This window comes from Pseudoxanthomonas spadix (genome assembly GCF_003703395.1).
Lineage (GTDB): Bacteria > Pseudomonadota > Gammaproteobacteria > Xanthomonadales > Xanthomonadaceae > Pseudoxanthomonas_A > Pseudoxanthomonas_A spadix.
The window spans coordinates 178,611-200,030 of sequence record NZ_RDQN01000002.1 but is presented as its reverse complement, the minus strand read 5'-3'; the positions used below and the strand labels follow the sequence as shown (position 1 = coordinate 200,030).

19 protein-coding genes are annotated in these 21,420 nt (G+C 69.4%); 16 read left to right on the top strand and 3 right to left on the bottom strand.

The window, feature by feature from the left end:
* Positions 1–7 precede the first annotated feature (7 nt).
* From glgB to glgX, 6 genes are read left to right on the top strand one after another with little or no spacing between them, the layout of a single operon-like run.
* On the top strand, positions 8–2,230 hold the full coding sequence (glgB, locus tag D9R12_RS03515) for a 1,4-alpha-glucan branching protein GlgB (RefSeq protein WP_122228078.1): 2,223 nt from the start codon (positions 8–10) through the stop codon (positions 2,228–2,230).
* The gene (gene treZ / locus D9R12_RS03510; RefSeq protein ID WP_122228075.1) at positions 2,230–3,996 is read left to right on the top strand and encodes a malto-oligosyltrehalose trehalohydrolase; all 1,767 of its coding nucleotides are present in this window, start codon (positions 2,230–2,232) and stop codon (positions 3,994–3,996) included. Before glgB ends, treZ begins: the two co-directional genes overlap by 1 nt.
* Positions 3,993–5,915, top strand: coding sequence for a 4-alpha-glucanotransferase (gene malQ, locus D9R12_RS03505; RefSeq protein ID WP_122228072.1), 1,923 nt, complete (start codon positions 3,993–3,995; stop codon positions 5,913–5,915). Before treZ ends, malQ begins: the two co-directional genes overlap by 4 nt.
* The gene (gene treY / locus D9R12_RS03500; RefSeq protein WP_014161705.1) at positions 5,912–8,524 is read left to right on the top strand and encodes a malto-oligosyltrehalose synthase; all 2,613 of its coding nucleotides are present in this window, start codon (positions 5,912–5,914) and stop codon (positions 8,522–8,524) included. The genes malQ and treY overlap by 4 nt, the downstream gene beginning before the upstream one ends.
* Before the next feature lie 8 nt (positions 8,525–8,532).
* The gene (locus D9R12_RS03495; protein ID WP_043291390.1) at positions 8,533–8,730 is read left to right on the top strand and encodes a DUF2934 domain-containing protein; all 198 of its coding nucleotides are present in this window, start codon (positions 8,533–8,535) and stop codon (positions 8,728–8,730) included.
* Positions 8,727–10,904, top strand: a complete 2,178-nt coding sequence (gene glgX, locus D9R12_RS03490) for a glycogen debranching protein GlgX (protein ID WP_122228069.1) — start codon at positions 8,727–8,729, stop codon at positions 10,902–10,904. The genes D9R12_RS03495 and glgX overlap by 4 nt, the downstream gene beginning before the upstream one ends.
* Before the next feature lie 217 nt (positions 10,905–11,121).
* Here the strand turns inward: glgX and D9R12_RS03485 are convergent, their stop codons facing one another.
* Positions 11,122–12,018 carry a TIGR01777 family oxidoreductase gene (locus tag D9R12_RS03485; RefSeq protein ID WP_122228066.1) on the bottom strand — a complete coding sequence of 299 codons (897 nt, stop codon included), beginning with the start codon at positions 12,016–12,018 and terminating at the stop codon, positions 11,122–11,124.
* A gap of 196 nt (positions 12,019–12,214) precedes the next feature.
* Between D9R12_RS03485 and D9R12_RS03480 the strand changes: the two genes are divergently transcribed.
* The 3 genes from D9R12_RS03480 to gnd all read left to right on the top strand — a co-directional run bounded on the left by D9R12_RS03480 (position 12,215) and on the right by gnd (position 14,737).
* The gene (locus D9R12_RS03480; RefSeq protein ID WP_425479032.1) at positions 12,215–12,994 is read left to right on the top strand and encodes a DUF2242 domain-containing protein; all 780 of its coding nucleotides are present in this window, start codon (positions 12,215–12,217) and stop codon (positions 12,992–12,994) included.
* Between the two features lie 511 nt (positions 12,995–13,505).
* Entirely contained in the window at positions 13,506–13,709 is a 204-nt protein-coding gene (locus D9R12_RS03475) for a hypothetical protein (RefSeq protein WP_014161700.1), read from the top strand.
* Between the two features lie 122 nt (positions 13,710–13,831).
* Positions 13,832–14,737, top strand: a complete 906-nt coding sequence (gnd, locus tag D9R12_RS03470) for a phosphogluconate dehydrogenase (NAD(+)-dependent, decarboxylating) (protein ID WP_122228781.1) — start codon at positions 13,832–13,834, stop codon at positions 14,735–14,737.
* Positions 14,738–14,863: 126 nt separating this feature from the next.
* On the opposite strand, the gene D9R12_RS03465 is transcribed toward gnd, so the two are convergent.
* Positions 14,864–16,054, bottom strand: coding sequence for a PQQ-dependent sugar dehydrogenase (locus D9R12_RS03465; RefSeq protein ID WP_122228060.1), 1,191 nt, complete (start codon positions 16,052–16,054; stop codon positions 14,864–14,866).
* A 277-nt stretch (positions 16,055–16,331) separates the two neighbouring features.
* Entirely contained in the window at positions 16,332–16,832 is a 501-nt protein-coding gene (locus D9R12_RS03460; RefSeq protein WP_170159125.1) for a hypothetical protein, read from the bottom strand.
* Positions 16,833–16,926: 94 nt separating this feature from the next.
* Between D9R12_RS03460 and D9R12_RS03455 the strand changes: the two genes are divergently transcribed.
* The 7 genes from D9R12_RS03455 to dinB all read left to right on the top strand — a co-directional run bounded on the left by D9R12_RS03455 (position 16,927) and on the right by dinB (position 21,349).
* On the top strand, positions 16,927–17,115 hold the full coding sequence (locus D9R12_RS03455) for a CPXCG motif-containing cysteine-rich protein (protein ID WP_148268215.1): 189 nt from the start codon (positions 16,927–16,929) through the stop codon (positions 17,113–17,115).
* Between the two features lie 72 nt (positions 17,116–17,187).
* The gene (locus D9R12_RS03450; protein ID WP_043290682.1) at positions 17,188–17,589 is read left to right on the top strand and encodes a hypothetical protein; all 402 of its coding nucleotides are present in this window, start codon (positions 17,188–17,190) and stop codon (positions 17,587–17,589) included.
* 214 nt (positions 17,590–17,803) lie between these two features.
* Positions 17,804–18,190 (top strand): EF-hand domain-containing protein, encoded by a 387-nt coding sequence (locus tag D9R12_RS03445; protein ID WP_014161694.1) that lies wholly within the window; start codon positions 17,804–17,806, stop codon positions 18,188–18,190.
* Between the two features lie 201 nt (positions 18,191–18,391).
* Positions 18,392–18,682 (top strand): hypothetical protein, encoded by a 291-nt coding sequence (locus D9R12_RS03440; protein ID WP_122228054.1) that lies wholly within the window; start codon positions 18,392–18,394, stop codon positions 18,680–18,682.
* A gap of 143 nt (positions 18,683–18,825) precedes the next feature.
* Positions 18,826–19,551: an HAD family hydrolase gene (locus tag D9R12_RS03435; protein WP_122228051.1), complete on the top strand. Its 726-nt coding sequence runs from the start codon at positions 18,826–18,828 to the stop codon at positions 19,549–19,551.
* Complete coding sequence (locus D9R12_RS03430) at positions 19,548–20,033, top strand: hypothetical protein (RefSeq protein WP_244919623.1); 486 nt, start codon at positions 19,548–19,550, stop codon at positions 20,031–20,033. Before D9R12_RS03435 ends, D9R12_RS03430 begins: the two co-directional genes overlap by 4 nt.
* A gap of 215 nt (positions 20,034–20,248) precedes the next feature.
* On the top strand, positions 20,249–21,349 hold the full coding sequence (gene dinB / locus D9R12_RS03425; RefSeq protein WP_122228048.1) for a DNA polymerase IV: 1,101 nt from the start codon (positions 20,249–20,251) through the stop codon (positions 21,347–21,349).
* Positions 21,350–21,420: the final 71 nt, after the last annotated feature.

Below are 21,420 nucleotides of genomic sequence, written 5' to 3'. Positions count from 1 at the left end.
GCAGGCGATGAGTCAGGCCACGGGAGCACAGGAAACGAACGACCAGTACGAGACGGTGCCAGCGGATCCGATGCTGGAGGCGCTGGTCCATGGACACGGCGGTGATCCCTTCGCATTGCTGGGCCCACATGCCACCGAGCAGGGGACCGTGCGAGTGCGCGCGATGGCGCAGGGTGCCGAAGCCATGGCCCTGCTCAATGCCGAGGGCAGGGTGGTAGCACTGATGCGCTGCCTGGATCCGGCCGGGTTGTTCGAGGCCGAACTCGGTGCGGCCATGCCCTACCGCCTGCGCATCGCCTGGCCGGGCGCCATACAGGAAATGCAGGATCCGTACGCGTTCGGCCCGGTCCTGGAGGACGCCTGGCTGCAGGGCATCCTGTCCGGCGACGGCGAAGCGGCGCGGCTGGCCCTGGGCGCGCATCGGATGACCCACGAAGGCGTCGATGGTGTGCGTTTTGCCGTGTGGGCGCCCAATGCGCGCCGCGTGTCGCTGGTGGGCGATTTCAACAGCTGGGACGGGCGTCGCAATCCGATGCGCCTGCGCCACAACGGTGGGGTATGGGAATTGTTTGTCCCCGGCATCGGCGCCGGCATGCGCTACAAGTTCGAGATCACCGCCTTCGATGGCCAGCGCCTGCCGCACAAGGCCGATCCGATGGCCCGCCAGTGCGAGCTGCCGCCGGCCACCGCCTCGGTGGTGCCGCAGGCCGAGCAATTCGCCTGGACCGACGCGCAGTGGATGGCCCGGCGCAGCGCACGTGCGAGCACACCCGAGCCGATCTCCATCTATGAGTTGCACGCCGGTTCCTGGCGTCGCACCGCCAGCGGCGGACTGATGGACTGGCACCAGCTGGCGGCCGAGCTGATTCCCTACGTGCGCTGGCTGGGGTTCACTCACATCGAACTGATGCCGATCACCGAATATCCGTTTGGCGGTTCGTGGGGCTACCAGCCACTGGGCATGTATGCGCCGACCGCGCGGCACGGCACGCCGGAAGGCTTTGCCCGCTTCGTCGATGCCTGCCACGAGGCCGGCATCGGCGTGATTCTGGACTGGGTCAGCGCGCACTTTCCCAATGACGAACATGGCCTGCAGCGCTTCGACGGCACCGCGCTGTACGAGCACGCCGACCCGAAGGAAGGTTTCCACCGCGACTGGAACACGCTCATCTACAACTATGGCCGGCATGAAGTGTCGGCCTACCTGGTGGGCAGCGCGCTGGAGTGGATCGAGCGTTACCACATCGATGGGCTGCGGGTGGACGCGGTGGCCTCGATGCTCTACCGCGACTACAGCCGCAGCGAAGGCGAGTGGGTGCCCAACCAGCACGGCGGACGCGAGAACCTGGAGGCGGTGGCCTTCCTCAAGCGGCTCAACAGCGAAGTCGGTCACCGCTTCCCCGGGGTGATGATGATCGCCGAGGAGTCCACCGCCTGGGGCGGGGTGACGCTGCCGCCGGAACATGGCGGCCTGGGTTTCACCCACAAGTGGAACATGGGCTGGATGCACGACACGCTGGAGTACATGAAGCGTGACCCCGTGCATCGCAGGTACCACCACAGCGAAATGACCTTCGGCATGTTGTACGCGTTCTCCGAGCGCTTCGTGCTGCCGCTCTCGCATGATGAAGTGGTGCACGGCAAGGGCTCGCTGCTGGCCAAGATGCCAGGCGATGCCTGGCAGAAACTGGCCAACCTGCGTGCGTACTTCGGCTTCATGTGGGCGCACCCGGGACGCAAACTGCTGTTCATGGGTGGCGAGTTCGGACAGCTGGGTGAGTGGAACCACGACGCGACGCTGGAATGGCCGCTGATGCAGCAACACGAGCACCACGGCCTGGCGCAGCTGGTGGGCGACCTCAACGCACGCCTGAAGCAAGAGCCGGCGCTGTATCGCAACGACCATACCAGCGAGGGCTTCGAATGGTCGGTGGGCGATGACTCCGCCAACAGCGTGTTCGCCTTCGTCCGCCATGACCGCGACACTGGCGCCGCGCCGGTGCTGACGGTGAGCAACTTCACCCCGATGCCGCGCTACGAATATCGCGTCGGCGTGCCGCGCGCCGGCCAGTGGCATGAGATCCTCAATACCGACAGCAGCCACTACGGCGGCTCCAACGTGGGCAATGCCGGTGTGGTCAGCACCCAGCCGGTGCCGATGCACGGCCATGCGCAATCGGTGGCCCTGACCTTGCCGCCGCTGGCGACGATCTGGCTGAAACCGGACTGATGGCCGCCCTTGGGGAGTTGGCCGGTCGCCCATGGTTGGGCGCGATGCCGGACGCGCAGGAGCGCACGCGCTTCCGCATCTGGGCACCGGACGCGCAGGAAGTCCTGCTGGAACTGGCCCAGGGCGGGGCCCATCGCATGCACCGGCACGACGATGGCAGCTTTGACCTGATCCTCCCGGTGGCGCCGGGCGCGCGCTACCGCTACCGCATCGACGGCCGCGACCCGGTGCCCGATCCTGCCTCGCGCTGGCAGCCCGATGGCGTGCACGGCGACAGCGTGGTGGTCGATCCCCACGCCTACGCCTGGCAGCATACCGCCTGGCACGGCCGGCCCTGGCGCGAGGCGGTGATCTACGAACTGCACGTGGGCCTCTGCGGCGGCTATCCGGGCACCATCGCGCAGCTGCCACGGCTGGTGGAACTGGGCATCACCGCCATCGAGCTGATGCCGCTGGGCGAATTTCCCGGACGCCGCAACTGGGGCTACGACGGGGTGCTGCCCTATGCTCCGGAATCGGCCTACGGCACCCCCGAACAGCTCAAGGCGCTGATCGACGCCGCCCACGGCCACGGCCTGATGGTGCTGCTGGACGTGGTGTACAACCACTTCGGCCCGGAAGGCAATTACCTGCACCAGTACGCGGAAAGCTTCTTCAACGCCGATGCGCCCACCCCGTGGGGCCCGGCCATCGATTTCCGCCAGCCGCCGGTACAGCGCTATTTCATCGACAACGCGCTGATGTGGCTGCATGAGTACCGCTTCGATGGCCTGCGTCTGGATGCGGTGCACGCGATCGTGCCCAATGATTTCCTGGAGACCTTGCGAACGGCGATCGTCGACAGCCTGCCCGACGAGCGCCACGTGCACCTGGTGCTGGAGAACGAGGCCAACCAGGCCTCGCGCCTGGCCGACGGCTACACCGGGCAGTGGGACGACGACTTCCACAACGCACTGCACGTGCTGCTGACCGGCGAGGACGAAGGCTATTACGCCGGTTTCGCCGACGACCCGACCGCGCATCTGGCGCGCGTGCTGGCCGAGGGCTTTGCCTACCAGGGCCAGGCCGACCATCGCGGCCATCGCCGCGGCGAGCCGTCCGCACACCTGCCGCCGACCAGGTTCGTGGTGTTCGCGCAGAACCATGACCAGATCGGCAACCGCGCCAAGGGCGATCGGCTCGCCGCGCTGGTCTCGCCAGAAGCATTGCGCGCGGCGCTGGCATTGACCGCGCTGACGCCGATGATTCCGCTGTTCTTCATGGGCGAACCGTGGGGCGCGCGCCAGCCGTTCCTGTTCTTCACCGACTACGCGCCACCGCTGGACGAGGCGGTGCGCGAGGGCCGGCGCAGGGAATTTGCGCACTTTGCTGCATTCGCCGACGAGGCCGCGCGCGCCAGCATTCCCGATCCCAACCAGCCGGGCACCTTCGAGGCATCCAAGGTCGACATTGCCGATTCCACCCACGGTGAAGGCGCGGTGTTTGCGCAGTGGTTTGCCGCGCTGCTGGCGGTGCGCCAGGCACACCTGGCGCCGCACCTGGACCAGGCGCGTGCGCTTGGCGCGCAGGTGCTGGCACCTGCCGCGATCGCCGCGCGCTGGTCGCTCGGACCGCGGGTGCTGCATGTGGAATTCAACTTCGGCCGCGCTGCGGTCCGTGCGCCAGCGGCGTCGGGCGTGCTGCTGCATGCGGAAAATGCGCAGGCCGACCAGGAGACACTGGCATCGAACGCATTGCGCGTATGGCTGCGGGATGCAGCCGCATGAGTTCGCCTGCGCTCAATGCGCTGGCCGATGCGGCGGGCCTGCTGGTGGACTGGGTCGACATGTCCGGCCGCCCGCAGACCGTGGCGCCTGCCACGCTGGGCGCGGTGCTCGAGGCGATGGGGTTGCCCTGCGCCAGCGATGCCCAGTGTCGCCAGAGCCAGGACCGGCTCGCCTGGCTGCATCGGGCGCCGGCGATGATCACCGCCACGATCGGCGAGCCGCTGGCGGTCAACGCCACGCCAGGCCTGCGGTACCAGCTGCTGGATGAAACCGGCCGCGCGTGTGAGGGCACGTTCGATGCCCAGGGCCGCGCCGCAGGTGTGTCGGCGCCGGGTTATTACCAGTTGCTGCAGGCTGGCGCGGGCGAGCAGGTGCTGCAGGTGGCGGTCGCGCCTGCGCGCTGCTGGTCGGTGGGCGATGCGTGCGACGATCCGGCCGCGCGTGCCTGGGGCGTGGGCCTGCAGGTGTATTCGGCGCCGAGCCGGCACGATGCATCCATCGGCGATGCCGACGGCGTGCTGGACTGGGTGCGGCGGGTGGCCGCCGCCGGTGGTGATGCGCTGGCGCTGAGCCCGGTGCACGCGGCGCGGCCGGTGGGGCGCCATTACAGCCCGTATTCGCCCAGCGACCGGCGTTATTTCGACCCGCTGCATGCTGCGCCGGTGCAGGTGCTGGGCCAGGCCGCGGCCGATGCCGCATTGCAGGCGGCCGGACTGGCGCAGCGCTTCGCCCAGCTGCATGCCGCGGCGCTGGTCGACTGGCCCGGCGGCGCGCAGGCAAAGTGGGCCTGGCTGCGCAGACTGCATCAGGACCTGCGCGACGATGCGCATCGGAGCGACCTGGACGCCTTCGTGCGCGAAGGCGGCGACGCGCTGGCGGCCTATGCAGCCTTTGCCGCGCGCGATGCAGGCGATGACGATGTGGCATTCCAGCTGTTCGCCCAGTGGCTGGCCGCGCGCAGCTGGTCGAACGTGCAGCAGTGTGCGCGTGACGGTGGCATGCGGATCGGCCTGATCAGCGACCTGGCGGTGGGCTTCGATCCACACGGCGCCGAAGCGGCCGCTTGGCCCGATGCGGTGCTGCCCGGACTGGTGCTGGGCGCACCCCCGGATGCCTTCAATGCCGACGGCCAGGCCTGGGGCATCAGCAGCTATTCTCCGACCGCCTTGAAGGCGACCGGGTTTGCGCCGTTCATCGGGTTGCTGCGCGCGGTGATGCACGGCCGCGGCGGGGTGCGCATCGACCATATCCTGGGCCTGCTGCGGCTGTGGGTGCTGCCCGCTGGCGGCAGCGCCAGTGACGGGGTGTACCTGCGTTATCCCTTCGATGATCTGCTGCGGCTGCTGGCGCTGGAGTCCTGGCGCAACCGCTGCATCGTGATCGGGGAGGACTTGGGCGTGGTGCCCGACGGCCTGCGCGAACGGCTCGCCGCGCGCGGGGTGCTGGGCATCGATGTGCTGATGTTCACCCGCGATGCCGATGGGGCGTTCCTGCCACCGGCGCGCTGGCGCACCTCGGCCGTGGCCACCACCACCACCCACGACCTGCCGACGCTGGCCGGGTGGAAATGCGGCCGCGACCTGGACTGGCGCCAGCGCCTGGGCACGGGCGGGCAGATCGATCGCCAGGCTGAAGATGCACGACGTGCCGAGGATGTTGCGCGCCTGGCCGCGCAGGTACAGGCAGACGGCGGCGATGGCGCGCAGCTGCAGGACTGGCTGGCCTTCGTCGCGCACAGTCCTGCGCCGCTGGCCCTGCTGCCGGCCGAGGACGCACTGGGGCTGGAGGAACAACCCAACCTGCCGGGCGTGGTGGAGGGCCATCCCAACTGGCGTCGGCGCCTGCCTGCGGCCGCGCCCGGCTTGGAGTCCACCCTGGCCGGGTTCGCCCAGGCCCGTCAACGGCGCACCCCGGCATGACCGAACTGCGCGCCACCGCCCGCCTGCAGCTGCATGCCGGCTTCACCCTGGGCGATGCCGCCGCGCAGGTGCCGTACTTCGCCCGGCTCGGGGTGAGCCATCTGTATCTCTCGCCGATCGGCACTGCAGTGCCGGGCTCGACCCACGGCTACGACGTCACCGATCCGGGCCAGGTCAATCCCGAACTCGGCGGCGAGGCGGCGCTGATGGACTTGCACGCGGCGGCGCAGGCGCGCGGCATGGGCCTGATCCTGGACATCGTGCCCAATCACATGGCCGCCCACGCGCACAACCCGTGGTGGTGGGACGTGCTCAGGCACGGCCGCCGCAGCAGGCACGCGGACTGGTTCGACATCGACTGGCGCAGTCCGGGCCATGACGGAAAACTGTGGCTGCCGGTGCTGGACCGTCCCTACGCGCAGGCGCTGGCCGAAGGCGCGCTGAAGCTGGGCCTGAGCGAGGCCGGCGAACTGCAGCTGGAACACCACCAGGCCTGTTTCCCGGTGCGCGTGGATGGGGCCTCGCTGCCGCAGGACCTCGAGCTGCGTCGCGACTGGGCGCGCCAGATCAGCCAGGGCGCGGTGCGCGGCGAAGACACCCTGCATCGACTGCTGGAGCGCCAGGCCTACCGGTTGGCGTGGTGGCGGGTCGGCAACGACATGGTCAACTACCGCCGCTTCTTCGACATCACCTCGCTGGCGGCCATCCGCGTCGAGCGGCCAGACGTATTCAACGCCGTGCACGCCCTGCCGCTGCGGCTGATCGGCGAGGGCGTGCTCGATGGGCTGCGCCTGGACCACGTGGACGGCCTGGCCGATCCGCGCGGCTACCTGCGCCGGCTGCGTGCGCAGGTGGACCGGGCCGGACGCAGGCGCGGTCTGCGGCCGGGCACGGTGGTGCTGCTGGTCGAAAAGATCCTGGCTCCCGGCGAGCGCCTGCCACGCGACTGGCCGGTGCAGGGCACGACCGGCTACGACTTCATGGACCAGGTCTCCGGGGTGCTGCACGACCCGCACGGACAGGCCCCGCTGACCCGGCTGTGGGTGGCGCACAGCGGTCGCAGTGGCGATTTTTCGCAGGAAGAATTCCAGGCCCGCGGCGAGCTGCTGGAAGGCTCGCTGCAGGCCGAGTTCAACCGCGCCCTGCAGGCTGCCACCGCCACCGCGCGCCTGGACCTGGCCTGCCGCGAGTTCAGCCCGCAGATGCTGGCTGCGGCGCTGGCCGCGGTGATGCGGCGCTTCCCTGTCTACCGCACCTATGCCGGCAACGATGGCCTGGATGCGCGGGACGCGGACTTGTTCGACACTGCCGCCCAGGCCGCGCGCGAAGGCGCCCACCCGGGCGTGCAGGCCGCCATCGACGCGCTGCGGCGCTGGATGCGCGACGCCCCCCAGACGCCCACCGTCCAGCGCAGCCTGCGCCGGGTGCTGCGCCGGCGCATGGAGCAGCTCTCGGCGCCGCTCAACGCCAAGTCGGTGGAGGACACCAGCTTCTATCGCCATGGCGTGCTGCTCTCGCGCAACGAAGTCGGCTCGCATCCGCTCCACCTGGCCCTGGATACCCATGCCTTCCATCGGGCCTGCCAGGCGCGCGCCGCCGGCCACCAGCGGGCGATGCTGGCCACCGCCACCCACGACCACAAGCGTGGCGAGGACCTGCGCATGCGCCTGGCCGTGCTCAGCGCGCAGCCGGCGTGGTGGGTGCAGCAGGTGGAGGCCTTCACCACGCTGGCCAGGCAGCTGGGACTGGCGCCTGGTGCTGGCGGTCCCGATGCCGGCGATGCACTGATGCTGTGGCAGATGCTGGTTGGCGCGTGGCCACTGGCCCTGGAACCGGACGACGCGCACGGCCTTGCCGCGTTCGCCGAGCGCATGGCCGGCTGGCAGGCCAAGGCCCTGCGCGAGGCGAAACTGCGCAGCACCTGGACCGAGCCGGACGAGCGCTACGAAGCGGCCGCGCGCGCGCTGCTGGACGCCGCGCTCGTCCAGGACGCCGGCAAGACCTTGCGCCATGCCGTGCACGCCGCCGCGCAGGCGCTGGGGCCGCTGGGTGCGATCAACGGCCTGGCCCAGGCCACGTTGCGCCTGACTACGCCAGGGGTGCCCGACCTGTACCAGGGCACCGAAGGCTGGGACCTGTCGCTGGTCGATCCGGACAACCGCCGCCCTGTGGATTTCGCCCTGCGCCAGCAGTGGCTGGACGATCCGGCGCCCTGGCCGGCGCTGTTGCAACAATGGCGCAGCGGCCAGTGCAAGGCGCGGCTGGTGGCCCAGCTGCTGCAGCTGCGGGCAAGCGTGCCCGAGCTGTTCGCGCGCGGCGACTACAAGCCGCTGCGCGCCGAGGGCCACGCCTGCGCCCAGGTGCTGGCCTTTCGTCGCCAGCACGGCGACACCGCGCTGGTGGTGGCCGTGCCACGCCTGCTGGGTGGCGTCGACATCGCCGTGCCATCGCTGCCGGCAGACTATTGGCAGGACGGTGCGCTGGTCCTGCCCGATGGCCGTTATCGCCACCTGCCCGATGGGCGCGTGCTGGAGGTCCAGGGCAGACACATGGCGCTGGCCGAGCTGTTCCTCCATTCCCCAGTGGCCGTGCTGGCCACCTTGCAGTGAATTTCGCCATGGACCCGACCGCGCGCACCCGACGCATCGAACAGCTGGCCCATGAAATCTGGGAAGCCGAGGGCCGGCCCGATGGCCAGTCCGCCCGGCACTGGGCCATGGCCGAGCGCCTGGTCGATGCCGAACTGCGCGCAGCCGCACAATCCGAGGGCAGCGGCACCCCCCCATTCCCCCATCAGGAGCAGGATCCGTCGTGACGTCCCCCCCGCCCAAGCCACGCCCGCCGCGCACGCCACCCCCTTCGCGCCGACTTGTCCGCCGCTCGCGCATCCGCGAGGGCCGGCCATTTCCGCTGGGCGCCACCTGGGATGGCCTGGGGGTGAACTTCGCCCTGTACTCGGCCAATGCCACCCAGGTGGAGCTGTGCCTGTTCGACGAGCGCGGCCGCGAGACCGAGCGGATCGCCCTGCCCGAATACACCGACGAGGTCTTTCACGGCTACCTGCCCGATGCGCGCCCCGGCCAGCTCTATGGCTACCGCGTGCATGGCCCGTACGCGCCTGACGCCGGGCACCGTTTCAACCCCAACAAGCTGCTGCTGGATCCGTACGCCAAGCGGATCGTGGGCGAACCCAAATGGGCGCCGCACCTGTTTGGCTACACCGTCGGCCACAAGGACAAGGATCTGTCCTTCGACAAGCGCGACAGCGCCGGCTACATGCCCAAGTGCGCGGTGATCGATCCGGCCTTCACCTGGGGCAACGACAAGCGCCTGCTGACCCCGTTGCAGCGCACGGTGATCTACGAGGCGCACGTGCGCGGCCTGAGCATGACCCACCCCGGCGTGCCCGAGAACCTGCGCGGCACCTTCTCGGGCCTGAAGAGCGATGAGCTGGTCGAGCACATCCGCGGCCTGGGCGTGACCGCGGTCGAGCTGCTGCCCATCCACGCCTACGCCGATGACCAGCACCTGTTGGAGCAGGACCTGTCCAACTACTGGGGCTACAACACCCTGGCGTTCTTCGCGCCGCATTCGCGCTACATGGCCACCGGTTCGGTGTCCGAGTTCAAGCAGCTGGTCGCGCGCCTGCACCACAGCGGGCTGGAAGTGATCCTGGACGTGGTCTACAACCACACCGCCGAAGGCAACGAGCTCGGTCCGACGTTCTCGTTCAGGGGCATCGACAACGCCAGCTACTACCGCCTGGCCGACGATCGCCGTTTCTACATCAACGACACCGGCACCGGCAACACCTTCGACCTGACCAATGCCGGCGCGCTGCGCATGGTGATGGACTCGCTGCGCTACTGGGTGGCCGAGATGCACGTGGACGGGTTCCGTTTCGACCTGGCCACCATCCTGGGGCGCGAAGGCCATGGTTTCGATCCCTCGGGCGGCTTCCTGGACGCGTGTCGGCAGGACCCGCTGCTGAGCCAGGTCAAGCTGATTGCCGAGCCATGGGACGTCGGCCCGGGCGGCTATCAGGTCGGCAATTTCCCGCCGGGCTGGCTGGAGTGGAACGACAAGTTCCGCGACACCGTGCGCGCATTCTGGCGCGGCGACGAAGGCAAGCTCCCGGAACTGGCCACCCGCCTGACCGGCAGCGCGGATCTGTTCAATCGCCGCGGCCGCCGGCCCAGCGCCTCGGTCAACTTCGTCACCGCCCACGATGGCTTCACCCTGCGCGACCTGGTCAGCTACAACCACAAGCACAACGAGGCCAACGGCGAGGACAACCGCGACGGCACCGACAACAACATCTCCTACAACCATGGTGTCGAAGGCGCGACCGATGACCCGGGCATCAATGCACTGCGCGCGCGCCAGCAGCGCAACCTGCTGGCCACCCTGTTGCTGTCGCAGGGCACGCCCATGCTGCAGGCCGGCGACGAATTCGGCCGCACTCAGCACGGCAACAACAACGCCTACTGCCAGGACAATGCGCTGAGCTGGCTGGACTGGGAGGCGGCCGCCCTGCCCGAAGGCAGCGAGCTGACCCGCTTCGTCCAGCGTCTGACCGCGCTGCGTCAGCGCTATCCGCTGCTGCAGCGCGCGCGCTTCTTCGACGGCAAGTTTGATGAGGAGCTGGGCATCAAGGACGTCACCTGGCTCTCGCCGACCGGCGAGGAGATGACCGAAGAGGACTGGCACAACCCGCATGCGCGCGCGCTGATGATGCGCCTCGATGGCCGTGCCCCGGCCAGCGGCCTGCGCCAGGCCGGCGCCAGCGTGACCCTGCTGATGCTGCTCAATGCCAGTGCCGACGAAGTGGTGTTCCAGCTGCCAGCGGTCGAAGGCGAGCACTGGCACGTGCAGATCGACACTGCCGAGCGCCACGCCGAACGCGCGGTACCTGCTGGCGCTCAATGGACGGCCGTGGGCCGCTCTCTGGCGTTGATGGCGGTCGAGCAGGACCGCATGTCAACCTGAGCGACCCCGAAACGTTGCCGCCGTGGCGCGCCTCCTCCGGGTGACGCGCCACTGGGCGGCCAACGGATGCAGGGTGCGTCGGGCTGGCAGCGCTTGCCACCGCCGTTGCGACGTGGGGCTCGGCCGCTCCATCGGCAACGTCCAGCGCGTGCAATAGCTGGCCCGAGGATCCGCCTTCGCCCTTTGCCCGCGGCCGCAGCGACGGGCCCAGCGGCCCTCAGGCCTGGGACTGGAGGATCTGCGCCAGCGCGCCGTCGATGTCCGGATACAGGAACTGGAAGCCCTGGCCCTGCGCGCGCGCCGGGATCACCCGCTGGCCCTCGATCAGCATCTGGGCCATTTCGCCGAATGCGGCCTTCAACGCGAGCCCGGGCGTGGGCATGAGCGCCGGACGGTGCAGGGCGCGGCCCAGCGCGGCGGCAAAGTCCTTCTGTCGTACCGGTTCGGGCGCGGTGCCGTTGACCGGGCCGTCCAGCGTGCTCTGGTCCAGCAACCAGATCACCAACCGGACGAGGTCGTCCCGATGGATCCAGCTGAACCACTGTTGGCCATCGCCGATCGGCCCGCCCAGGCCCATGCGGTAGGGCGTAAGCAGCTGCTGCTGGGCGCCACCGCCGGCACCCAGCACCACGCCGGTGCGCAGCAAGAGGGTGCGCACGCCCAGCGCGCGGGCGGGCAGGGCGGCCGCTTCCCAGTCCGCGGCCAGGCGCGCGCCGAAGTCATCGCCCGCTGGCGCGGTCTCGGCCAGCGGGGTGTCGTCGCTGGGCCCGTAGTAGCCGATCGCCGAGCCGGAAACCAGCACCGCCGGACGCACGGTCAGGCTTTCCATCCAGGCCAGCAGCGCTTCGGTGGTGCGCAATCGGGACTCACGCAGGGTCTGCTTGTAGGCCTCGTTCCAGCGGCGCCCGGCCAGCGGTGCGCCGGCCAGGTTGATCACCGCATCGGCGCCGCCGGCGCCGTCGATGTCGGCCAGCACCCGGACCGCCGCGGGCAGCTTGCGCGCGGCGGCCCGGGTGTCGCGCGAGACCACCGAAACCTGCCAGCCAGCGGCCAGCAGCGCCGGGCACAGGGCCTGGCCGATGAAGCCGCTGCCGCCGGTGATCAGTACCTGCATGGGAGGCTCTTGCCGCGGAGGAAAGGGTAGCCTAGGCGCCGGTCCGTGATGGCGCCGTGGGCCGAAGCGTGCGCTGCGTTCATCGAATTGCCAGTTCAGCCAGAACAAAAACTGAGCAGCCTGCGGAGGTCGGTGAAACCGTTTTCGTGGCACGGGTTATGCTTTCGCGGCTCCCGCTCCGTGACTGCCATCCTCCATGCGAATCTCCCTGTTGCGCTGTGCTCCCCTGGCCGCGGCCGCGGTCCTTTTGTCCGGCTGCAGTCACTCGCCCTTTTCCAAGAAGGGCGAAATGCTGGCAGCGGAGACCTTTGACTCCGATGGCACCTACTCGCGCACCTTCGACCGCGCTCCGGACCAGGTGTGCGAGGGCTCGCGCCGCGCACTGCTGAGCCAGGGCTATGTGGTCAGCCGTTCGGATGCGGCGATGGTGGAAGCCAACAAGAATTTCCAGCCCGAGCCGGAAGTCCACGAGCAGGTCGCCATTCGGGTGTCCTGCGTGGGTCTGGCTTCGGGCGAGGCCTGGGTGTTCGCCAGCGCCACCCAGGACCGTTACAACCTGCGCAAGTCCAATACCTCGGCCAGCGTCGGCACCGCGCTGGGATCGCTGTCGCTGCCCTTCGGCAGCAGCGATGACTCGCTGGTGCGGGTGGCCAGCCTGACCGTGCAGGACCCCGACTTCTACCGCTCGTTCTTCCGCCTGGTCGACCGCTATCTGCCACCGCAGGTCAAGAAGCCCGTGCTGGCACCCAAGCGGGCCGAGGAAGCCATGGCGCCGCCGGCGCCTGCACCGCTGCAGCCGCACCCGGCAGGCGAAGCCGTGCCGATGCCGGTGGAAAGCCCGGCCGCCGGTACCCTCGTGCCCGCACCCGCACCCGCACCCGCACCGGACGCGGCACCGGCACCGGCACCGGCACCCACACCGGCACCGGACCCGGCCGCGCCCAGGGACGATGCCGGCAGCACCGACACGCCCTGACTCCACGCGTTCCAAAGGCATGCAAGAAACCGGACCGGCAGGGCCGGCCTTCTGGTTCGGTTTCGTGGGGCCTTGCCCCGAGACCGGTTTTCTGCGCCTCGACGGCCGCGGCGGCGGTCGCTTCCGGCCCTGGCCGGGCACCACGCCCAGCGCGACCGGTGAGGTGGCGTCAGCGCTCCCACCGGCTAGGAGTCTGTCGGGCTTTGGCGGTCGAGGCGAAAATTCGTCTGCGCGAGGACAGATTTTCGGCGATTCGCCGCCCCATAGTGGTTCTATGGGGCAAGAAGCGACGGAAATATGGACCGCACAGCCGGATTTGCAGCCCGGCCGGCCAAAGTCCGACAGGCTCCTAGGGCGAGGCGCTGCCCTCGTCCGCGCCGGCCTTGCCCATTGGCAGGCAGACATCGTCCAGCTCGCAATGGAACGGCCGGGCAGTGGCGCGTGCAGGTGGTTTTAATGTCTCTGCACCTAGGCTTGGCGCCACATTCGCAGCCTCGCGAGGGACATCACGATGGAAACCCGCTACTTCGTTGCCCAGGACAGCACTGGCGAGCGTCGCCGGGTGCGGATCCTGCCCTCTGACCACGATGCCGGCGCGGCTGGCCACCCCGCACATCTGTATGCGCTGGATGACGGCACCCCGGTACGCCGGGTGGACAACGACACCTTTCAGATCGTCAGCAGTGGCGCCTATGTCACCCTGGTGCGCGACTGACGGCACCGGCATGGGTCGTCGCGTAATGCGACACCGATCGGGTCAGGCCCACCACTGCCCGCTCACGCCGCTTGCGTGAAGCTTGCCGGTGCGCAATTGGCGCGCGTCAGAGGAGCCGGATGATGGAACTGGGCATGGTGGGGCTGGGGCGGATGGGCGCGAACATGGCCCAGCGCCTGGCGCAGGGCGGCCACGCGGTCACCGGATTCGATCCTTCGGCGCAGGCGCGCCAGCGTGCCGCCGACCACGGAGTCACCCCGGCCGGCTCGCTGGCCGCGCTGGTGTCCGAACTGTCCGCCCCGCGCGCGGTCTGGCTGATGGTGCCGGCCGGCACCATCGTCGATGACACGCTCGACGCACTGCTGCCGCTGCTGTGGCCGGGCGACATCGTCATCGATGGTGGCAACTCGCACTACAAGGACAGCATCCGCCGCGCCGCGCGGCTGGAGCAGGCCGGCATCGCCCTCGTCGACTGCGGCACCAGCGGCGGCGTGTGGGGCCTGACCGAGGGCTACAGCATGATGGTCGGCGGCAGCGATGCCGCCCTGGCCACGCTCAAGCCGGTGTTCGAGACCCTGGCGCCATCGCCGACCACCGGCTGGGGCCACGTAGGTCCCGTGGGCGCGGGCCACTTCACCAAGATGGTCCACAACGGCATCGAGTACGGAATGATGCAGGCCTACGCCGAGGGCTTTGCGATCCTGGAGCGCAAGGCCGACTTCAAGCTCGATCTGCACCAAGTGGCGCAGGTGTGGCAGCACGGCAGCGTGGTGCGCTCGTGGCTGCTGGACATCGCCACCGATGCGCTGAAGGAAAATCCCACCCTGGCCGGCATCGCGCCGTATGTGGAGGATTCGGGCGAAGGTCGCTGGACGGTGGCCGAATCGCTGGACCTCAACGTGTCCGCGCCGGTGATCACCCTGTCGCTGCTCGAACGCCTGCGCTCGCGCGAGAAGGATTCCTACGCCGACAAGCTGCTGGCGGCGATGCGCAATGGCTTCGGCGGGCACAGGATCACCAGGGAATGAGCGTCACCCTGCAAGCGTCGGACATGCCCATGCCGGAAAACAACAGGCGTCGTTGGAGCCGGATGGCGATGGGCAGTGTGCCGCTGCCCCGGTCGATGCCGAGCCTGGCATGCCGCCCAACCGCGGTCAGGCTGCCGGCGTGAGCCTGAGCAGGCGGCCGCCGCCGTCCTTGCCGTCTTCCAGCAACCACAGCGCACCGTCCGGGCCCTGTTCGACCTCGCGGATGCGCTGGCCCATGTCGTAGCGGGCCGCTTCCTTTGCGTTGCTTCCGTCAAACTCGATCCGCACCAGGCTGCGCGAGGACAACCCGCCGATGAAGGCGTTGCCCTTCCAGTCCGGGAACAGGCTGCCCGAATAGATCATCAGTCCCGCCGGGGAGATCACCGGGTTCCAGCTGACCTTGGGCGCGGTGAACTCCGGGGCGGTGGCATGGTCGGGGATGTCGCGGCCGTCGTAATGGTCGCCATTGGAGACGATCGGCCAACCATAGTTGGCGCCGCGCTCGATCAGGTTGAGTTCGTCGCCGCCCCTGGGACCCATCTCCTGCGCCCACAACCGGCCCTGTGCATCGAAGGCAATGCCCAGCACGTTGCGATGGCCGAGCGACCAGATCTGGCTGGCGACCCCGCCTCGGGCTGCAAACGGGTTGTCGGCCGGCACGCTGCCATCGTCGTTGAGTCGCACGATCTTGCCCAGGTTGCTGGTCATGTCCTGGGCCGGATCGAACTTCTGCCGTTCGCTGGAGCTGATCCACAGCTTGCCGGCGCGGTCGAAGGCGATGCGATGGCCGTAATGGCCTTGCCCGCTGACCTTGGGCAGCTGGCGCCAGATCACCTTCAGGTCCTGCAGCGTGCCGCCACCGGCGGCGTCCAGGGCCAGCGTCGCGCGGGCCACTGCAGCACCGCGCATGTCGCCATCGCCCGGCTCGGCATAGCTCAGGTACACCACCTTGTTGTTGGCGAAGTCCGGATGCAGGACCACATCGCCCAATCCGCCCTGGCCGCCATAGGCGACGGTCGGCACGCCGGCGATCTCGGTGGCCTTGCCGGCCCTGAAGTCGTACAGCTGCAGCTGGCCGCGCTTCTCGGTGACCAGCAGGCGTCCATCGGGCAGGAAGGTCATGGCCCAGGGTTCGGCGAAGGCGTGCACCGGGGTCACCGCGAATGGCCGGCCGGCTTCGGCTGCGGGCGCGGAAGCCGAGGCGGATGCGGAGGCAGACGTCGTGGCGTACTGCGGCGCAGCCACACCGCTGCAGGCGGCTGCCGACAGCAGCGCCGGCAACACGGCGACGAGCAGAGGGCGATGGGGATGGGGCATGGAAGGCTCCTGGTGCGGGCCAGCTGGGAACGCGGCGTCGTGTGGCGTTGTACTCGCTGGCGGGGCGTCAGTTGTTCAGGGCGCGTCGGTGATGACCGCTTGGTCAGCGGTCCATCCCCGGTACCCGACCCTGGAAGGTCAACTGCGGTCCCCTGGCATCTTGTACGCGGGCCGGCGCGGTTTCGCTGTGCGCCGGTCGCCTGCCCGCGAGCGCCAAGTCCGCCCGCGTGGCTGTGCCTGTCCGTGCCTGGGCCCTGGCGATGGAACCAAGTGCCGGTCAGGTGAGCGCGCTGGGCTGTTCGTAGGGCAACAGGCGCGCGCCGGTGGCCTGGACCGCGGCATCGGCGCGGCGCAGGGATTGTTCCTCGGCATCGACCACCACCAGCACGCGCCCTGCCTGGATCTCCTCCTCGAACGTGCGTCGCACCGTGTCGGGCACCGACGAACCGACCAGCGCCGCCGACCAGGTGCCGACCGCGGCGCCGGCCAAGGCCAGCGCGCCTGCACCGGCCAGGGTCAGGCCCAGCGGCGGCACTGTCACGCCGACGATGCCAGCCACCAGGCCCGCCGCGCCGCCGCCCAGCGCACCGCGCAGCGCGGCCGGTTTGAAGTCGGTCTGCGCTTCCTTCAGGCCGTCGGGGATCTGCTCCATCTCCACTTCGCCCTTGGCGATCAGCGAGACATCGTTGCGGTCGATCCCGGCCCGGGCGGTGGCAGCGTGCACGGCGGCGCGTGCGCCGGCCAGGTCGGTGGTGGCATACACATGTCGGGTCTTCATGGCGTGCTCCCTTGGGGGATGCACGCAGGCTCGATGTGGCCCGGTTATCGGGATGTGACCGTCCCGTCACGGTGGCGCGGCGATGCTTGGACGCATGCTCGATTTCCGCACCATCCATTGCCCCTACTGCGGCCAGGCGCTGGACATCGCCGTGGACGTCTCGGCTGGCGACCAGGACTACATCGAGGACTGCCAGGTGTGCTGTCGTCCGATCAGCATCGCGCTGGCGGTGGACGACCAGGGCCGGGCGCATCTGTCGGCACGCGCGGAAAACGATGCCTGAGCGCCTCGCGCACGCTGGTACAGTAGCCAGCTTCTTCCCCTGCCAACGGCACGCCCTGCGTGCCCGGACCCCATGAATCTTCCGTTGCACTTTGGCCTGCTCGGCGCACTGGAAGCCGGCGCGATCGCGCTGCTGATCGGCCTGCTGGTGTACGCGGTGTGGCATTGGATCGCCGCGCGTGCCGGCCTGCACCATTCCCATGCCATCGGCTGGAGCTGCGTGATGGCCGTGGTCATCGGCGCAGGCATTGATGGCTGGCACCTGTTCTACCTGGGCGTGGTCAAGCTGGAGTCGCCGGTCTATGCACGCATGGCCCTGCAGAAAATCCACGATCCGGATTCCCTGGGCGCGCGCGTGGCCCTGGAAGCCATCGGCGCAGTGGTGGGTGTGGTGCTGTCAAGGCTTGCATTCAGCGCCCGTTCCCGGGATGACGACGCCACGCCGCCAGCGGTATCGCCGGATCGCGAGCACTGAAACCGGCCAGTGCGTCACGGCCAAAACGTATTGCTGACAAACGCGCCACGCGCCGCTCACGGCGGCGCTAGCCGGTCTGGTGTGCCAGCGGGTTAAAGCCCTGTTCAAAGCAATGCTGCGCAGGCGCGGGGGTTCAGATGCGCACGTCCAAGGTGCTGTCGTGCGCTGACTTTCGCGCATTGACCCCGCACGGACCCCACAGGAGCAGACACCCATGAAGACCTCCCGTCGCAAGCCATTGCTGGGCTTGATTGCCCTTGGTGCGGCGTTCTCCGCGCCGGCCTTCGCCCAGCAGGCGCAGCACCACGCGCAGGACGCGGCCGTGCAGGAACAGCAGCACCTTCAGGCGCAGTCCGCGGCCGCCGCGGACGCTCAGCCGCAGGCGGCCGATCCGTCCGACCAAAGCCAGCAGGGGTGGAACAGCCTGGATACTGACAAGGACGGCGCGATCAGCAAGGTCGAGTCCAGCGCCAATCCGGGGCTTTCGCAGATCTTTGGCCAGGCCGACGGCGACAGTGACGGCACCCTGACCCAGGAGGAATACAAGGCCTTCGTGGTCAAGCACTATGGCGGTGGCGCAGGCCAGGCGTCCGGGCAGTAGGCAGGTGCGACTGCCGGGACGCGGCAAGACCGCGGCGGGGCCGATCCCTGATCCATGCCTCACTTGACCGCGACCCCAGGACATCGTTACATGCGGACAGGGCATGCCGGTTGCGGTGCCTTGCGTTGCGACCACCCACGGCAATATTCCATGTCACCTCTGCGCCTTTGGGCGCTGACCACCCATAACAGGAGCATCTGAATGAAGATTCGCAGCACGTTGATGGCGCCGGCCACCCTGGCCGTCGTTCTGGCTGGCTCGCTGATGTTGTCGGCTTGCGGCCCGAAGGCCGACGAAACCGCAGCTCCAGCCGACAGCACCCCGCCGGAATCTTCGGCGCCGGCCGAGTCGACCCCGCCGCCGGCCGACACCATGCCGCCGGAATCGACTCCGCCGGCGGACACCATGCCGACCGAGTCCACCCCGCCGTCGATGGAAACCCCGCCGGAATCTTCGGCTCCGGCCGAGTCCACCCCGCCGGCCCAGTCCTAATCGGCTTGCCAGGACGGCACCGCTACGGGCCTGTCCCGTGGCGGTGGCAGGAAACGAAAACGGGCGGCCTTCGGGCTGCCCGTTCTTTTTTGCACCGCGGCGCTGTCGGTATGCTGGGCAGCGGGTGAGAAGCAGGACGGGCCATGGCACAGATCGAGTGGGTGGGCTTCGACGGCGATGACACGCTGTGGAAGAGCGAGGACTACTACCGCGCCGCCGAGGCTGCGTTCGAACAGATCGTGGGCCACTACATCGACCTGTCCGACCGCCGCACCCTGGCGCACCTGCTGGCGGTGGAACGGCGCAACCTGCGCATCTTCGGCTATGGCGCCAAGGGCATGATGCTGTCGATGATCGAGTCGGCCATCGAGCTGACCGGCGAGCGCATCAGCGCCCGCCACGTGCAGGACATCATCGCCATCGGCCGGGCGACCCTGGACCATCCGGTCGAACTGATCGAGGGCATCGTCGCGGCAGTGCAGGCCATCGCCGCCGACCACCGCATCGTGCTGATCACCAAGGGCGACCTGTTCCACCAGGAGGCCAAGATCGTGCAGTCCGGCTTGTCCGACCTGTTCCACCGGATCGAGGTCGTCTCGGAAAAGGACGCGCCCACCTACCAGCGGGTGCTGCGCGAGCTGGACGTGGCGCCCGGGCGCTTTGCCATGATCGGCAATTCGCTGCGCTCGGACATCGCGCCGGTCGTGGGCCTGGGCGGCTGGGGCATCCACATGCCCTATCATCTGACCTGGGCACACGAGGCCGAACACGACCTGGCCGAGGACACCCCGCGCTTGCTGCAGGTCGATGCCGCCTGGGCGCTGCCGCAGGCGCTGGCCCGGATCGAAGCGACGGTGGCGGAGCCGTGAGCCGGCATGCGCACGGCGCGATGGCGCTGGCCGTGCTGCTGGCACTGGCCGCACCGCTGCATGCGCAGGCCCCGGCGCCGGCAAGCTCCACACCTGCCGCGCCTGCGCCGCCGCCTTACGACGCCGACACCGGCGATGCCTGGATCGATGCGCGCCTGGAGGACCTCAACGCCTATGCACTGCGCTACCCGGATGCGTTCGCCGATGAGATCGCGCGCTATCTGGACGTTCCGCGCGGCTACGTGGTCGCGCTGGGTCAGCAGCCGGGCTGGGCGCCGGGTGATGTGTACTTCGCTTGTGCGCTGGGTAAGGTGCTCGCGCAACCCTGCCGTGCCGTGGTACGGGCGCGTGCGCGTGATGCTGACGGCGGCTGGCAGGGCGTGGCCAGGCGCGTGGCCGGCGCCGGCAAGCCGGTGCCGACCCGGGCCTTGCGTGAGTTGCTGCGGACCAGCTATGCACACTGGGAACGGCCGCTGGACTGAGCGCGCACGCGGCGCGATGGGGCATGCGCGCAGGACCTGTGCAGCCACGGACTCGGCTTGAACCGCGGTTGGCACCCACCGGCTCGCGCGCCTGCAGAAGTTCGGCGCGTCGCGCGAAAGATCAACCTTGCCTGGAAAGGCAGGCTCCGGCAGACCCACCACGAACAGGCGCCGTCTCGCGCGAGCAGACCTGCGCGCGCGATACTGCAGCTGCGATGCGCAAGATCCTCCACATCGACATGGACGCCTTCTATGCGTCGGTCGAGCAACGTGACGACCCGGCGCTGCGCGGCAAGCCGGTCGTGGTCGGCGGCAGCGCGCCGCGTGGCGTGGTCTGTGCGGCCAGCTACGAGGCGCGCAAGTACGGGGTGCGCTCGGCCATGCCCGGGGTGACGGCACGGCGGCTGTGCCCGCAGGCGATCTTCGTGGCGCCGGATTTTCCGCGCTACCGCGCCGTGTCGCGGCAGATCCGCGAGATCTTCCTGGCCCACACCGATCTGGTCGAGCCGCTGTCGCTGGACGAGGCCTATCTGGACGTGACCGCGCCCAGGATCGCCTCGTCCAGCGCCACGGCCACCGCCCAGGCGATCCGCGCGCAGATCTTCGAGACGACCGGACTCACCGCCTCGGCCGGGATCGCGCCCAACAAGTTCCTGGCCAAGATCGCCTCGGACTGGAACAAGCCCAACGGCCAATACGTGATCAAGCCGGCGCAGGTCGAGGCCTTCCTCACCCCGCTCAAGGTCGGCCGCATCCCCGGCGTGGGCAAGGTGGCCGAACGCAAACTTGCCGAACTGGGCGTGGCCACCGTCGGCGACCTGCGCCGCTTCACCCTGGACGAGCTGCAGCTGCGCTTCGGCCGCTTCGGTGCGGCGCTGTACCGGCGCGCGCGCGGCATTGACGAGCGCCCGGTCCAACCAGACCAGCAGGTGCAGTCGATCTCGGCCGAGGACACCTTCGAGGTGGACCTGCCGCTGGCCGAGCTGGGCCCGGCCATCGCGCGCATGGCCGACAAGGCCTGGCGGGCGACCGGCAAGACCGCGCGGATCGGCCACACCGTGGTGCTCAAGCTCAAGACCGCGCAGTTCCGCATCCTCACCCGCAGCTTCACGCCCGAGGCGCCGCCGTCTTCGCTGGCCGCGTTCACCGCCATCGCGCTGGCCCTGCGCGATCGGGTGGAGCTGCCGGTCGATACGCGCTATCGGCTGGTGGGCGTGGGCCTGGCTGGGTTCCGCGAGCGCGAGGAGGTGGCCGTGCAGGGCGCACTTTTCGGTGGGGACAGGCCAGCGGGCGGTCATGAGGCGTCAGGCGCGTGATGGTTCCAGCGCGCGCATTGGCATCGGCGCCCGGCTGGCGCCGGTGCGGCGCCGGCGCAACAGGACGGACG

What these genes read in the sequence shown, in the direction of transcription:
- glgB (WP_122228078.1), top strand. Translation starts at nt 8, where the DNA reads ATGAGTCAGGCCACGGGAGCACAGGAAACGAACGACCAGTACGAGACG.
- treZ (WP_122228075.1), top strand. Translation starts at nt 2,230, where the DNA reads ATGGCCGCCCTTGGGGAGTTGGCCGGTCGCCCATGGTTGGGCGCGATG.
- malQ (WP_122228072.1), top strand. Translation starts at nt 3,993, where the DNA reads ATGAGTTCGCCTGCGCTCAATGCGCTGGCCGATGCGGCGGGCCTGCTG.
- treY (WP_014161705.1), top strand. Translation starts at nt 5,912, where the DNA reads ATGACCGAACTGCGCGCCACCGCCCGCCTGCAGCTGCATGCCGGCTTC.
- D9R12_RS03495 (WP_043291390.1), top strand. Translation starts at nt 8,533, where the DNA reads ATGGACCCGACCGCGCGCACCCGACGCATCGAACAGCTGGCCCATGAA.
- D9R12_RS03485 (WP_122228066.1), bottom strand. Translation starts at nt 12,018, where the DNA reads ATGCAGGTACTGATCACCGGCGGCAGCGGCTTCATCGGCCAGGCCCTG.
- D9R12_RS03480 (WP_425479032.1), top strand. Translation starts at nt 12,215, where the DNA reads ATGCGAATCTCCCTGTTGCGCTGTGCTCCCCTGGCCGCGGCCGCGGTC.
- D9R12_RS03475 (WP_014161700.1), top strand. Translation starts at nt 13,506, where the DNA reads ATGGAAACCCGCTACTTCGTTGCCCAGGACAGCACTGGCGAGCGTCGC.
- gnd (WP_122228781.1), top strand. Translation starts at nt 13,832, where the DNA reads ATGGAACTGGGCATGGTGGGGCTGGGGCGGATGGGCGCGAACATGGCC.
- D9R12_RS03465 (WP_122228060.1), bottom strand. Translation starts at nt 16,054, where the DNA reads ATGCCCCATCCCCATCGCCCTCTGCTCGTCGCCGTGTTGCCGGCGCTG.
- D9R12_RS03460 (WP_170159125.1), bottom strand. Translation starts at nt 16,832, where the DNA reads ATGAAGACCCGACATGTGTATGCCACCACCGACCTGGCCGGCGCACGC.
- D9R12_RS03455 (WP_148268215.1), top strand. Translation starts at nt 16,927, where the DNA reads ATGCTCGATTTCCGCACCATCCATTGCCCCTACTGCGGCCAGGCGCTG.
- D9R12_RS03450 (WP_043290682.1), top strand. Translation starts at nt 17,188, where the DNA reads ATGAATCTTCCGTTGCACTTTGGCCTGCTCGGCGCACTGGAAGCCGGC.
- D9R12_RS03445 (WP_014161694.1), top strand. Translation starts at nt 17,804, where the DNA reads ATGAAGACCTCCCGTCGCAAGCCATTGCTGGGCTTGATTGCCCTTGGT.
- D9R12_RS03440 (WP_122228054.1), top strand. Translation starts at nt 18,392, where the DNA reads ATGAAGATTCGCAGCACGTTGATGGCGCCGGCCACCCTGGCCGTCGTT.
- D9R12_RS03435 (WP_122228051.1), top strand. Translation starts at nt 18,826, where the DNA reads ATGGCACAGATCGAGTGGGTGGGCTTCGACGGCGATGACACGCTGTGG.
- dinB (WP_122228048.1), top strand. Translation starts at nt 20,249, where the DNA reads ATGCGCAAGATCCTCCACATCGACATGGACGCCTTCTATGCGTCGGTC.